At 76.7% G+C, this 12,504-nt stretch carries 13 protein-coding genes; 4 read left to right on the top strand and 9 right to left on the bottom strand.

Annotated features, from left to right (window positions below; genetic code table 11):
- Positions 1 to 152 precede the first annotated feature (152 nt).
- The gene (locus tag MUU72_RS32445; RefSeq protein WP_248017035.1) at positions 153 to 1,406 is read left to right on the top strand and encodes a hypothetical protein; all 1,254 of its coding nucleotides are present in this window, start codon (positions 153 to 155) and stop codon (positions 1,404 to 1,406) included.
- Positions 1,407 to 1,658: 252 nt separating this feature from the next.
- Here the strand turns inward: MUU72_RS32445 and MUU72_RS32440 are convergent, their stop codons facing one another.
- From MUU72_RS32440 to MUU72_RS32425, 4 genes are all read right to left on the bottom strand, one after another.
- A complete protein-coding gene (locus tag MUU72_RS32440; RefSeq protein ID WP_248017034.1) occupies positions 1,659 to 2,723 on the bottom strand; it encodes an ABC transporter substrate-binding protein in 1,065 nt (354 codons plus the stop codon).
- A gap of 62 nt (positions 2,724 to 2,785) precedes the next feature.
- Complete coding sequence (locus MUU72_RS32435) at positions 2,786 to 3,649, bottom strand: ABC transporter ATP-binding protein (RefSeq protein ID WP_372503286.1); 864 nt, start codon at positions 3,647 to 3,649, stop codon at positions 2,786 to 2,788.
- Entirely contained in the window at positions 3,646 to 4,755 is a 1,110-nt protein-coding gene (locus tag MUU72_RS32430; protein WP_248017033.1) for a FecCD family ABC transporter permease, read from the bottom strand. Before MUU72_RS32430 ends, MUU72_RS32435 begins: the two co-directional genes overlap by 4 nt.
- Complete coding sequence (locus MUU72_RS32425; protein ID WP_248017032.1) at positions 4,752 to 5,762, bottom strand: FecCD family ABC transporter permease; 1,011 nt, start codon at positions 5,760 to 5,762, stop codon at positions 4,752 to 4,754. The genes MUU72_RS32430 and MUU72_RS32425 overlap by 4 nt, the downstream gene beginning before the upstream one ends.
- A gap of 145 nt (positions 5,763 to 5,907) precedes the next feature.
- Here MUU72_RS32425 and MUU72_RS32420 point away from each other — a divergent pair, with 145 nt between their 5' ends.
- Entirely contained in the window at positions 5,908 to 6,561 is a 654-nt protein-coding gene (locus tag MUU72_RS32420; RefSeq protein ID WP_248017031.1) for an HAD family hydrolase, read from the top strand.
- Here the strand turns inward: MUU72_RS32420 and MUU72_RS32415 are convergent.
- Entirely contained in the window at positions 6,510 to 6,776 is a 267-nt protein-coding gene (locus MUU72_RS32415) for a hypothetical protein (RefSeq protein ID WP_248017030.1), read from the bottom strand. The two genes, MUU72_RS32420 and MUU72_RS32415, sit on opposite strands and share 52 nt — an antisense overlap.
- A 208-nt stretch (positions 6,777 to 6,984) precedes the next feature.
- Here MUU72_RS32415 and MUU72_RS35505 point away from each other — a divergent pair, with 208 nt between their 5' ends.
- Positions 6,985 to 7,368, top strand: a complete 384-nt coding sequence (locus MUU72_RS35505) for a cold-shock protein (protein ID WP_308403907.1) — start codon at positions 6,985 to 6,987, stop codon at positions 7,366 to 7,368.
- A gap of 28 nt (positions 7,369 to 7,396) precedes the next feature.
- On the opposite strand, the gene MUU72_RS32405 is transcribed toward MUU72_RS35505, so the two are convergent.
- The 4 genes from MUU72_RS32405 to MUU72_RS32390 form a co-directional block, all read right to left on the bottom strand.
- A complete protein-coding gene (locus MUU72_RS32405) occupies positions 7,397 to 8,248 on the bottom strand; it encodes a 1,4-dihydroxy-6-naphtoate synthase (RefSeq protein WP_248017029.1) in 852 nt (283 codons plus the stop codon).
- Entirely contained in the window at positions 8,245 to 9,015 is a 771-nt protein-coding gene (locus tag MUU72_RS32400) for a futalosine hydrolase (protein ID WP_248017028.1), read from the bottom strand. The genes MUU72_RS32405 and MUU72_RS32400 overlap by 4 nt, the downstream gene beginning before the upstream one ends.
- A gap of 23 nt (positions 9,016 to 9,038) precedes the next feature.
- Complete coding sequence (locus tag MUU72_RS32395) at positions 9,039 to 9,545, bottom strand: hypothetical protein (RefSeq protein WP_248017027.1); 507 nt, start codon at positions 9,543 to 9,545, stop codon at positions 9,039 to 9,041.
- Between the two features lie 92 nt (positions 9,546 to 9,637).
- A complete protein-coding gene (locus MUU72_RS32390; RefSeq protein WP_248017026.1) occupies positions 9,638 to 11,023 on the bottom strand; it encodes an MFS transporter in 1,386 nt (461 codons plus the stop codon).
- Positions 11,024 to 11,426: 403 nt separating this feature from the next.
- Here MUU72_RS32390 and MUU72_RS32385 point away from each other — a divergent pair, with 403 nt between their 5' ends.
- A complete protein-coding gene (locus MUU72_RS32385; protein WP_248017025.1) occupies positions 11,427 to 12,332 on the top strand; it encodes a DUF3027 domain-containing protein in 906 nt (301 codons plus the stop codon).
- Positions 12,333 to 12,504: the final 172 nt, after the last annotated feature.

Genomic DNA, 12,504 nt, shown 5'->3' with positions numbered 1-12,504 from the left:
GCCCGGGGCGTGCGGCGGGCGGTGGCCGTACGGGCCCACCCGGTGGCCGGTGCCGGTGGCCGTACGACCCCGCCCCCTACCGGTGGGCGGTGGCCGCAGGGTCCCACCCGGTACCGTCGGGGCAGCAACCAGCGCCTGCCGCAGGGGTTTTCGTGGGGATCGAGAGCGAGCAGCTCGTCTTTGACTATCTGAGCCGGGTGGGCGACCTGGCCCAGCAGCGGGGCCTGCCGTCGGGCGCCCGGATGCGGCTGGTGGCCTCGCTGCGGGCCGAGATCGACGCCCGGCGGGCCGACCAGAAGGCCGATTCGGTGCCCGGCGTGAAGCGGATGCTGGCCCGGCTCGGGACACCGGAGGCGGTGGTGCGGGCCGCGGCCGAGGCGGAGGGCGGCGCCGGAACCGGCGGGGCGGCCCCCGGCGGGGCGGCCCCCGGCGGGGCGGCGTCCGGCACGGCGGCGTCCGGGGTGCGCCCGGCCCCGGCGGCGCCCGGCGGGCCGCCCCGTCCCGCGCCGTGGGCCGGGGCCCGGGAGCGGCTCGGCGGGCTGGTCGGCAAGGTGCCCGCACCGCGCGACGGGGACGCCGCCGAGGAGGGCGGCCGGCGGCCCGGCTTCCTGACCAAGCGGCCCCGCCCCGCCCCGCAGGCACCCCCGCCCGCCGCGCCGCCCCACCTGGCCGGTGCCGACGAACTGGGCGACGCGGAGGACCCGCCCGACTGGTGGCGGGTGGAGGCCGCGCCCTACGGGGTGGACGGCACCGGCCACGGGGCGGACGACGCCGTACCCGGATTCGTCGGCGGGATCGAACTCCCGGAGGTCTGGGAGGACCCCCAGGCGAAGGAGAAGGAGAAGGAGAAGGAGAAGGAGAAGGAGGAGGGCGGCGCGGAGGAGGGTGCGGGCGGGCCCGCGGGCCGCGGCACGGCCCTTCCGGCCCTGCTGCGGCGGGCGCTCGGGCGGCCCGCCCCCGCCGCCGCGCCCCCGGCCGACGCGGCGCAGGACGGCGGGACCGCGGCGGCCGGGGCGGCCGCCGCCGAGGAGGCCGCCCCGGCCCGGATGCCGCTGCGGGCCTGGCTCAGCCCGGTCCCGGCGCTCGCCGTCCTGCTGCTGGGGGCCGGCGCGGTGGCCGGCTCCTGGCTCGCGCTGGCCGGCGGCTGGGGCCTGGCCTACGTCTCGCGCCGGCTCAGCCGCACGGAGACCAAGTTCGCGGCGCTCGGCGTACCGGGGGTCTTCGCCGGCGGGCTGGTGCTGTGGCTCTGGGGCCGCTCCCAGGGCCGCTGGGGCGACGCGATCCCCCCGGGCCGGCTGGGCCAGGAATTCCTCACCGGCCTCCCCGGCGCGGCCCGCGCGGCGGCGGTCGCCTCGGCGCTCTTCCTCCTGTGGCGGCTGCGGCGGGCGGCGCGCGGAGCGGCGTGAGGCGCGCCCACGCCACCGGCCGGCTGAGCGACGGCCCCCGCCCCGAGGGTTCCCGGCCCTGGGGGACGGACCACCGCAGGCTCCGCCACGGGCCGTGGCGCGTCGTCTGCCGCATCAACGCGGCGGAACGCACCCTCCGCACCGAACACATCGAACACATCGAACACATCGAACACATCGGGCGCATCGGTCGCATCGGTCGCATCGGTCACGCCGGCGTCCGACCGCCACCCCGGCACGCCACCCCCCGGCTCATTTCCGGGCCAGGCGCTGCTGGAGCTCGTCGAGGATCTTGTTGGCGGCGGTGTAGCCGATGCCCTGGATCCACAGCTGGTCGTCCACGCGGAGGGCCTTTCCGGTGCGGACCGCCTTGAGGTGCTGCCACAGGGGCCCAGCGGTGATCTGGGCCTCCTTGGACTTCTCGGGGCTGCCGTAGGCGGTGTAGAAGACCGCGTCGGCGTCGGCCCGGGTGATCTGCTCGGGGCTGACCTCCACCATCAGGCCGTCCGGCGCGCCGTTGACGACGGCCGTGGGGCCGGTGCCGAGGTCGTCCAGGACGGTGCCGATATAGCTCCGGCAGCCGTAGATCCGGGTGTCCGCGCCCTGCACGAAGCGGACGACGTTGGTGCGCAGCGCACGGGCCGCGGCCGGGCCGCCCAGGGCCCGGGTGACGCGTTCGGCGTGCTGCCGGTACGCGGCGACGGTGCGCCTGGCCTCGGGGATCCTGTTGAGCGCGGCGGCGTGGACGGCGAAGTTCTGCTTCCAGGGATAGCCGGTGGACTCGGTCATCACCGTCGGCGCGATCCGGCTCAGCGCGGCGTAGCGCTGCCCGTCGCGGACCTTGCTGGTGAGGATCAGGTCGGGCTTGAGGGCGGCGACCGCCTCCAGGTCCGGGGCGCCGATCGTGCCGACGTCCTTGATGTCGGCGAGCTTGTCCTGGGGGAGGTAGCCGGGGAAGCCGGTGGCCGCGTCGGAGCGGGCGGCGCCGACGGGGGTGACGCCCAGGGTGAGCGCGGAGTCCAGTTCGGCGGTGTCCAGGACGACCACCCGGCGCGGGCTGTCCGGGACGGTGACCTCGCCCATCGCGGTGCGGACCGGGTGGCGGCCGCCGCCCCGCGGGGCCGGCGCGGGCCAGCCGGTGGTGGGCTGCGCGGGGCAGTCGGCGGCCTTGAACGTGCCGTCGGGCCCGGCGGCGGAGGCCCCGGGCCCCTCCCCGCCGCCGCAGCCGGTGAGCAGCAGCGCCCCGGCGGCGGCGACGGCGGCGGTGCGGACGGCGGTGCGGCGGGCGGGGCGGGCGGCTGCGGTGGAGCGGGACATGCCCTGTCCTTTCGGCTCGGCTGCGCGGCGGTCGGCGGGACGGGCGCCCTGCGGCGCGGACGTCACCGCCGCCCGTCCCCTTCCCAGGGACGGCCCGGAACCACCAGCGGCGAGCCGGTCACCGGATCCGGGACCACCACCGCCTCCAGCCCGAAGACCTCCTCGACCAGCGCCGCGGTGACCACCTCGCCGGGGCGGCCCCGGGCGACGATCCGGCCCGCCTTCATCGCCACCAGGTGGTCGGCGTAGCGGGCGGCCTGGTTGAGGTCGTGCAGGACGGCGACGACGGTGCGCCCGCGGTCGCGGTTCAGGCGCCGTACGAGGTCCAGGACCTCCACCTGGTGGGCGATGTCCAGGTAGGTCGTCGGCTCGTCCAGCAGGAGCAGGTCGGTCTCCTGGGCCAGTGCCATGGCGATCCACACCCGCTGGCGCTGGCCGCCCGACAGCTCGTCGACCGCCCGGTCGGCCAGCGCCGCCACATCGGTGCGCGCCATCGCCTCGGCCACCGCCCGCTCGTCCTCCTCGGACCACTGCTGCCACCAGCGCTGGTGCGGCTGGCGGCCGCGGGCGACCAGGTCGGCGACGGTGATCGCCTCGGGTGCCACCGGGGTCTGCGGCAGCAGGCCGAGCGCCTGGGCGATCCGCCGGGTGGGGATCCGGGCCAGGTCCGTGCCGTTCAGCAGGACCGCGCCCCGGCGGGGCCGCAGCAGCCGCCCCAGGGCGCGCAGCAGCGTCGACTTGCCGCACGCGTTGGGGCCGACGACGACGGTGACCGCGCCGTCCGGCACGTCGAGGTCCAGGTCCTCGACGACGGTCCGCTCCTCGTAGGACAGGGTCAGGCCGCGGGCCGCCAGACGGGCCGCGGGCCGCTCCTGGGCGGCGGGGCCCGCCTGGGGCGCGGGGCGCGGGGTGCCGGTACCGGTCACGCTTCTCCTCCTGTGGCCCGGCCGCGGGCCCGGTGGCCCCGGACCAGCAGCCAGATCAGATACGGGGCGCCGACCGCGGCGGTCAGCACGCCCACCGGCAGCTCGGTCGGTGCGAGCAGCTTGCGGGCGAGCAGGTCGCCCAGGACGACGATGACGGCGCCCAGCAGCGCCGAGCACACCAGCGGGATCTGCGCCGTGCGGGTCAGCCGGCGGGCGATCTGCGGGGCCAGCAGCGCCACGAAGTCCACCGGCCCGGCCGCGCCGGTCGCCATCGACGCCAGCACCACCCCGACGGCCACCAGGCCCAGCCGGGCCCGGCCCAGCCGGATGCCGAGCGCGGTCGCGGTGTCGTCGTCCAGGGTGACGGTCCGCTGGGCGCGCGCCGCCCACACCACGGCCGGCAGCAGGGCCAGCAGCGCCCAGCCCAGCGGCGCGGCCTCCGCCCAGCCGCGCCCGTTGAGCGAACCGGTCATCCACACCTGGGCCTGCTGCGCGACGAGGTAGTCGCCCTTGGTCAGGAACAGCTGGGTGACCGAGCGCAGCGCCACCGCGAAGCCGATGCCGATCAGCACGAAGCGGGTGGCGTGCAGGCCGCCGCGCCACGCGAAGGCGTACACCAGCACCGCGGCCAGCAGCCCGCCGGCCACCGAGACGTACGGCAGCACCGCGAACGAGGTGACGCCGAAGGTCATCGCCCCGACCGTCACCGCCCCGGCGCCCTGGGTCACGCCGATGATGTCCGGGCTGGCCAGCGGATTGCGGGCGACCGTCTGGATCAGCCCGCCGGCCACCCCGAAGGCCGCGCCGGCCAGCAGCCCGACCACCATCCGCGGCAGCCGCAGCGTGCCCACCACCAGCTGCTGCCCGGACGGCTCGCCGGCCAGCACCTTCAGCACCTCACCGGGCGCCACCCAGCTCTCCCCGGCGCACAGGGAGACCAGGCACACCGCGGCCAGCAGCCCGGCCAGCGCCGCGGCGACCGCGGTGGCGCGGCGGTGCAGCAGGAACGAGCCGCGGCCGGCCCGCACCAGGGCGTACCCGGCGGGCCGCAGCGGCGCCCGGCCGGTCGCGGCGGCGGGGGCGGGGGCCTGGGAGCGGGCCGTCATGCCGCCACCGTCCGCCGCCGCACCAGGGCCACCAGGAACGGCACGCCGATCAGCGCGGTCATCACCCCGGCCGGGACCTCCGACGGCGGGAAGAGGACCCGCCCCACGGTGTCCGCGACCAGCACCACGACCGGACCGAGCAGCGCCGCCATCGGCAGCGCCCAGCGGTGGCCGCCGCCGACCAGGGCCCGCGCCAGATGCGGCACGGCCAGGCCCACGAACGCGATCGGCCCGGCCGCCGCCACACCGGCGCCGGTCAGCACGGTCGCGCCGAGCCCGCCGACGATCCGTACCGCGGCGATCTTCTGGCCCAGGCCGCGGGCCACGTCCTCGCCGAGCGCCAGGGCGTCCAGACCGCGCGCCACCGAGGCCACCAGCACCGCACCGACCAGCAGGAACGGCCAGATCTGGGCGGCCACCGCGGCGTCCCGCCCGGTCAGCGAACCGACCTGCCAGAACCGGAACTCGTCCAGCGCCGCCGCCTTCGTGGTGAGGATCGCCATGGACACCGACACCAGCAGCGCGTTGATCGCCGCGCCGGACAGCGCCAGCTTCACCGGCGTCGCGCCGCCCCGGCCGCGGCTCGCGACGGCGTGCACGACGACCGCCGCCAGCCCCGCACCGGCGAACGCGAACCAGACGTAGCCGGTCAGGGTGTGCACCCCGGCGAAGGCAATCGCGGCCACCACGGCGGCCGCGGCGCCCTGGCTGATGCCGAGGACGCCGGGGTCGGCGATCGGATTGCGGGTCAGGCCCTGGAAGACCGTGCCGGCCACCGCCAGCGCGGCGCCCACCATCACACCGATCAGGGTGCGCGGCAGCCGGAGGTACCGGACGACCTGCGCGGCGTCGCCGCTGCCGCCGCGGACCAGGCCGTCCAGCACCGCGGCCGGTGTGAAGGCGCCGCTGCCGACGGCGAGGGAGAGGACCACCGCGAGCAGCAGCGCCAGTACCGCCAGGGCGGTCAGGCCGAGCCGCCGGCTCCGCTTCCGGGGCGTCACGGGCATGACATCACAGGGGTCGGGTCCCTCTCACGGTCGTCGGCGGTGCGGTCCTCGAAGCGCTGCGCCACGGGTCCGGGACCCGCAGGTTAGGTAAGGCAAGGCTAACGGTACGGCGTGGCCGGTTCGGTCCGCAGGCACAATGGCAGGCATGGCTCCGCACTCCCTGACCGTCGGGTTCGACCTCGACATGACGCTGATCGACTCCCGTCCCGGCATCAAGGCCGCCTACGAGGCGCTCTCCGCCCGCACCGGGACGTACATCGACGCGGACGCCGCGGTGACCCGGCTCGGGCCGCCGCTGGCCGAGGAGATCCGCCGGTGGTTCCCCGCCGAGCGGGTGGCCGAGGTCTGCGACCTCTACCGGGAGCTGTACCCCGCGCACGCCATCGCCGGCACCCTGGCCATGCCGGGCGCGCGGGAGGCGGTCGGCGCGGTGCGCGCGGCCGGCGGCCGGGCCGTCGTCGTCACCGCCAAGTACGAGCCCAACGCCCAGCTGCACCTGACCCACCTGGACATCGCCGCGGACGCGGTCATCGGCTCGCTGTGGGCGGAGGCCAAGGCCGGCGCGCTGCGCGCGCACGGCGCCGGGGTGTACGTCGGCGACCACACCGGCGATGTGCGCGGCGCCCGGACCGCGGGCGCGCTGTCCGTCGCGGTGGCCACCGGCCCGTGCGCCCCGGAGGAGCTGCGGGCGGCCGGCGCCCAGGTGCTGCTGGACGACCTCACGCACTTCCCGGCGTGGCTGGATCGTTACCTCGCGGACGGCGCCGGCGGGGACGCGGCGGTGGCCGCCTCGGCCTGACGCCGCTGGGCGGACACCGAGCGCACCACCCCGGCTCCCGCGATCAGAAAACCGGCGCCCATCAGCATGGACACCCAGTAGAACTCCCATGGCAGCGGCTGCGTTCCGAGGAACAGCGGCAGCACTGTGGCGAGAGTGGCCAGCGCGCCAACTAGGAACACGATCGCGCCGATTCGGACCAGCAGATCCCCGGCCTGGGGCGTTTCATCAGACACCTGACCAGGGTAAGTCCGGCTCAGGAGCGCCGAGGATCCCCCTGGCGACGTCTTGTCACCGGGCCCCGGACCATTAGCCTTGGGGTAGGCGGGCTCGGTGGCCCGCTGCACTGCTATCCAGACCCATTTTCCCCGCCGCGGCCCGCCCCACAGGTCCGTCGGTGGACCAGACCCGCATTTCCCGACGAGTACGAGGACGAGGACAGACGTGCCTACCGGCAAGGTCAAGTGGTTCAACAGCGAGAAGGGCTTCGGCTTTCTCTCCCGCGACGACGGCGGTGACGTCTTCGTACATTCGTCGGTGCTGCCCGACGGCGTGGACACGCTCAAGCCCGGCCAGCGCGTGGAGTTCGGAGTCGTCGCAGGCCAGCGCGGCGACCAGGCACTGAGCGTCAACCTCCTCGAACCGGCCCCCTCGGTAGCCGCCGCCCAGCGCCGCAAGCCCGATGAGCTCGCCTCGATTGTCCAGGACCTCACCACGCTGCTGGAGAACGTCACCCAGCAGCTGGAGCGCGGCCGCTACCCCGAGAAGCAGCACGGCGCGAAGATCGCCGGCATGCTGCGGGCGGTCGCCGACCAGCTCGACGTCTGACGCCGGCCGGCCCGCCCGGGCCGGGCCCTCAGACGAACGCCAGCGCATCGCGGCCGAGGGGCGGTACGAGCCCCTCGGCCGCGGCGCGGGTGAGCAGCCCGCGCACCGCGGCGTAGCCGTCCTCGCCGAGGTCGGCGGTGAACTCCGTGACGTACAGCCCGATGTGCTGGTCGGTGACCTTCGGGTCCATCTCCTGGGCGTGCTCCAGGACGTACGGGCGGGAGGTCTCCGGGTCGTCCCAGGCCATCCGCACCGAGGTGCGGATCGCCTCCGCCAGCTGCCGCAGCACCGGCGCGCCCAGCGACCGCTTGGCGATGATCGCGCCCAGCGGGATCGGCAGCCCGGTGGTCAGCTCCCAGTGCTCGCCCATGTCGGCCAGGCAGCGCAGCCCGTAGTCCTGGTACGTGAAGCGGGCCTCGTGGATCACCAGCCCGGCATCCACCTTGCCGTCCCGCACGGCCGGCATGATCTCGTGGAACGGCAGCACCACGATCTCGCCGACCCCGCCCGGCACCCGGTCCGCCACCCACAGCCGGAACAGCAGGTACGCGGTGGACCGCTCACTGGGCACCGCGACCGTCTTGCCCGCCAGGTCCGCCGGACCGCCCGGCTGCCGGGTCAGCACCAGCGGGCCGCAGCCGCGTCCCAGCGCACCGCCGCTGGGCAGCAGCGCGTACTCCTCCAGCACCCACGGCAGCACCGCGTAGGAGACCTTCAGCACGTCCAGTTCGCCGCGCTCGGCCATGCCGTTGGTGCGGTCGATGTCGGCGAAGGTGACGTCCAGCCGCGGCGCGTCCGGGACCCGGCCGTGCGCCAGCGCGTCGAAGACGAAGGTGTCGTTCGGGCAGGGCGAGTAGGCGATGGACAGCGGCCGGGTCATGGGGTCCTCCGGAGGGTGTGGGGCGGTGGTGCCGGGACCCGGGCCGCCGCGGGGGTGCCCGCCAGGGCTCCGGGAAACGTGCGGAAGGCGCCGGTCAGCGCGGCGAGGGCGGGCCCGATGCGCCAGGCGGCGCGGTCCCGGGGGCCGACCGCGTTGGAGACCGTGCGGACCTCCAGCACCGGCAGGCCGTGCGCGGCGGCCGCCTCGGCGACCCCGAAGCCCTCCATGCCCTCGGCGAGCACGCCGGGGTGACGCTCCGCCAGCTCGGCGGCGCGGGCGGCGCTGCCGGTGACGGTGGAGACCGTGACGACCGGCCCCGTGCGCCCGCCGGCCGCCGCCGCGACGGCCGCGGCCAGCGCCGGGTCGGGGCGGTGCAGCACGGTCCCGAAGCCGAGTTCGGTGACCGGGACGAAGCCGTCGGGGGTCTGCGCGCCCAGGTCCGCGGCGACGATGGCGTCCGCGACGACCACCGAGCCCAGCGGCGCGGCGGGCGCGAAGCCGCCGCCGATCCCGGCCGAGACCACCAGGCCGTACGGGGCGCCGGCCAGCGCCGCGGCGGTCAGCGCGGTGGCGGTGCCGGCGGCCGCGGCCGCCGGGCCGACCCCGGCCGCGAGGACGTCGGGGGCCGCCGAACCGCCGGGCGCGCGGTGCAGGGCGTAGCCGCCGGGCAGTGCCTCGGGCCGGTAACCGCTGCCGTCGCCGGGGTCCGGCGCGGCGCACACCGCGTCGCGCTCGGCGGCCACCGCGGTGACGACCAGCACCCGCATCACGCGCCCCCCGCCGTGTGCGCTCAGTCCTTCAGCTTGAGGTTGACGTGCCACAGCGCCTGCGGGCCCTGGCCGGTCTCCTTGCCGGCCTCGGCGATCAGCAGGGTGACCTCGCTGACGTAGCCGGACTGGCCGCTGACCGGGTTGGTCTGCTTGAAGAGGTCGTCGACGCTGAAGGAGCGGTACGTCTGGGTGGTGGGCTGCATGAACGGCGTGGCGCCGACGGCGAACCAGCCGGCCTTGGCGACCTTCGGGTCGACACCCACCCGGATCTTCTCGCCGGAGTGCACCGTGAGGGTCTCGGTGCCCTTCTTGGAGATGCAGCTCTTGAGCTCTGCCTGGCTCAGGGACGTGCCGTTGCCGTCGCAGCCGGGGGTCACCTCCGCGGTCGCCGTCTGCGAGCCGACGGTCACGGTCGCCAGCGACGTCGGCTGCTGGCAGGCGGAGAGGGTGAGCAGGCCCAGGGACACGGCACCGAGGGCAGCGGCGGCGCGGCGGCCCTTGCCCCGGGAGATCAACGCAGCGGTCATACGGGCAGGCTATCGGGCGTCCCCGCGCGCGCCGCGCGCGGGTGCGGCGCGCCGCACCGCGGACACCGCCGCCCGGGCGGGTCCGGGCGCCCTCACACCACCCGGGGAGCCGGCCGACCGCCCCGCCGGGCCGCACCCAGCAGCCCCCGCAGGGACACCGCGGCACCGGCCCCCACCAGGCAGGCGGCCACCGCCAGGCCCAGTGCGCCGATCAGCGGCAGCGCGATGCCCAGCGCGCCGCCGGCCACCCAGGCCAGCTGGAGCACCGTCTCGGACCGGGCGAACGCGGAGGTGCGCACGGTCTCCGGGACGTCCCGCTGGATCAGCGCGTCCAGCGCCAGCTTCCCCAGCGCCTGGCACAGCCCCGCGGCGGCCGCCACCGCGGTCACCACCGCGGCCGCCAGCACCGCGTAACCCAGCGCCGCCACCGCCGTGGCGGCCAGCGCCAGCCCCAGCACCGCGGCGATGATCGGCTCCGGGCCGCGCGCCCGCAGCCAGGCGCCGACCGCCGTTCCCAGCGCGTTGCCGGCCCCCGCCGCGACCGCCACCAGGCCCAGCGACACCGCCGCGCCCAGCCCGTCCAGCGGGTGCTCGCGCAGCAGGAACGCCAGGAAGAAGGTCAGGAAGCCGGAGAGGGCGCGCAGCGCCGCGTTCGCCCGGAGGCCGTGCAGCACCGGCGGGCCGACCGTGCGCAGCCCCGGCCGCGCCCGCCGCCGGCCCGCCCCGGCCCGCGCCGCGCCGTCCCCGGCCGCCAGCCGTGCCCGGGCCTCGCCCTTCGCGGAGTCCACGGTGTGCGGCAGCGCGAACGACAGGGCGGTCCCGCCGGCGAAGACCGCGCACGCCCCGTACAGCGGCCAGGCCGGACCGATCAGGTGCAGCCCGGCGCCCACCGGGGCCGCCGCCCCGGTCGTCAGCAGCCCCGCCAGCGTCACCCGGGAATTGGCCCGCACCAGCGGGACCCGCGGCGGCAGCAGCCGCGGCACCACCGCGCTGCGCACCACCCCGTACGCCTTCGACGCCACCAGGACCCCCAGCGCCGCCGGGTACAGCGCCGCGCCGCCGCCGGCCACCGCCCCCGCCATCGTCAGCGCCAGCACCGCCCGGGCCAGCATCGAGCCGGCCACCGCCGCCCGGCGGCCGTGCGGCACCCGGTCCAGCAGCGGCCCGACCACCGGCGCCAGCAGGACGAACGGCGCCATGGTCACCGCCAGGTACAGCGCCACCCGGCCGCGTGCCTCGTGCGTCGGCACCGCGAAGAACACCGTGGAGGCCAGGGCGACGGTGATCAGCAGGTCGCCGGCCGCGTTCACCGCGTGCAGCTCGATCAGCTGTGCCAGCCCGGTCTCGCCGGCGCCCTCCGCGCGGGTCGCGCGCCGCACTCCCCGGGCCGCGCCGGCCAGCGGCCGGTGCAGCGCGCGCCCGGCCGCCCGGCCCGCCCGGCGGGCCCTCGACTCCCTCGACGCCCTGACGGCAGCCACCCGGCCATACTGCCCCAACTCACCCCAGAGACGGCGTTTTCTCCCCCTGTACCGGCGGGCCGCACCCGCCCCGGCGGGCGCCGGTCCGGGCTCCCGCCGCCGGTCCCGGGAGAGATTTGCCGCTCCCGCCGAGGGGTCGTACAGCCTTGAAGGGGTAGCGTGTCCAGAGCGCCACCGGCGGTCCGTTCCGGCCGCGTACCTCATTTCCCTGCGATCGCGCAGAATAGGACGTAAGAGGTGCGCTCGACCGAACGATCCAGCCGGGCGCGGACGTCGACGCGGTCCCCCGGTCCGCTCCGCCCGCCCCGGCCCCCGCCGGTCGTCCGGACAGGACCAGGACAGCCCCGGCTGGCGCGCTCGTGAGACGGCGTGGAAGAGAGAATCGATTCTTGTGAGTGCTGCGATGCGAAGCCGTACCCCGGACCGCCTGTGCGCCGAGGCGGTCGACCTTGCCCGCGCGGCGGCCGAGGAGGTCGCCGCGCCCGGGATGGTCGGCGAGCACCTCGACGCCGTCGCCGAGGCGGACCGCGTCGTCACCCACCTCTTCGACTGCAAGGAGCCCGGCTACCGCGGCTGGCGCTACGCCGTCACCGTCGCCCGCGCCTCCCGCGCCAAGGTCGTCACCCTGGACGAGTCGGTGCTGCTGCCCGGCCCCGACGCGCTGCTGGCCCCCGAGTGGGTGCCGTGGAGCGAGCGGCTGCGCCCCGGCGACATGGGCCCCGGCGACCTGCTGCCCACCGAGGCCGACGACCTGCGGCTGGAGCCCGGTTTCAGCGGTGAGGACACCCCGCCGCCGAACTCCCCGGTCGCCGAGGGCATGGCCGCCGACGTCGCCGACACCGAGGAGGCGGACGTCCTCCCCGGCTCGCCCGCCGCCCAGCCGGTGCCCGACCGCGGCAGCATCGCCGCCGTCGCCGGGGAGCTGGGCATGGCCCGCGCCCGGGTCCTGTCCCGCTACGGCCTGCACGCCGCCGCCGACCGCTGGGAGGAAGCCTTCGGGCCCAAGACCCCGATGGCCCAGGCGGCCCCCGCCAGCTGCATGTCCTGCGGCTTCCTGACGCCGCTGGCCGGCTCGCTGCGGCAGGCGTTCGGTGTCTGCGCCAACGAGTTCTCCCCGGCCGACGGCCGGGTGGTCTCCCTCTCCTACGGCTGCGGGGCGCACTCCGAGGCCGCCGTCATGCCGAAGCCGCCGAAGCCGGCGGAGCCGGTGCTGGACGAGACCGTGGTCGAGGCGGTCTCGATCCGGCCCGCCACGGACGGCGGCTCGGTCGAGGACGGCGGGCCGGCGGAAGAGCTGGGTCACAGCTGAGGCGTCCCCACACCCCGCCCCCTGGGTCCGTGCGAACGGCTCCCCGCCCGGTGGGGGAGGGATGGGGTCCGTGGTGGTGGCCCTCGTGCCAGAAGCGCGGCCTCGGCGTGAGCATCCCGTCCCTCCCCTGATGTCTTCCCCAGGGGTGGGGCCGTTTTCCGGCGGGAGGGGG

Origin of the sequence: Streptomyces rhizoryzae (genome assembly GCF_023155275.1) — a bacterium.
Classification (GTDB): domain Bacteria; phylum Actinomycetota; class Actinomycetes; order Streptomycetales; family Streptomycetaceae; genus Streptomyces; species Streptomyces rhizoryzae.
This window is presented reverse-complemented; position numbering and strand designations above follow the sequence as displayed.

Coding starts and splice junctions, on each gene's coding strand:
- MUU72_RS32440 (WP_248017034.1), bottom strand. CDS start 2,723: ATGTCCCGCTCCACCGCAGCCGCCCGCCCCGCCCGCCGCACCGCCGTC.
- MUU72_RS32430 (WP_248017033.1), bottom strand. CDS start 4,755: ATGACGGCCCGCTCCCAGGCCCCCGCCCCCGCCGCCGCGACCGGCCGG.
- MUU72_RS32425 (WP_248017032.1), bottom strand. CDS start 5,762: ATGCCCGTGACGCCCCGGAAGCGGAGCCGGCGGCTCGGCCTGACCGCC.
- MUU72_RS32420 (WP_248017031.1), top strand. CDS start 5,908: ATGGCTCCGCACTCCCTGACCGTCGGGTTCGACCTCGACATGACGCTG.
- MUU72_RS32405 (WP_248017029.1), bottom strand. CDS start 8,248: ATGACCCGGCCGCTGTCCATCGCCTACTCGCCCTGCCCGAACGACACC.
- MUU72_RS32400 (WP_248017028.1), bottom strand. CDS start 9,015: ATGCGGGTGCTGGTCGTCACCGCGGTGGCCGCCGAGCGCGACGCGGTG.
- MUU72_RS32395 (WP_248017027.1), bottom strand. CDS start 9,545: ATGACCGCTGCGTTGATCTCCCGGGGCAAGGGCCGCCGCGCCGCCGCT.
- MUU72_RS32385 (WP_248017025.1), top strand. CDS start 11,427: ATGCGAAGCCGTACCCCGGACCGCCTGTGCGCCGAGGCGGTCGACCTT.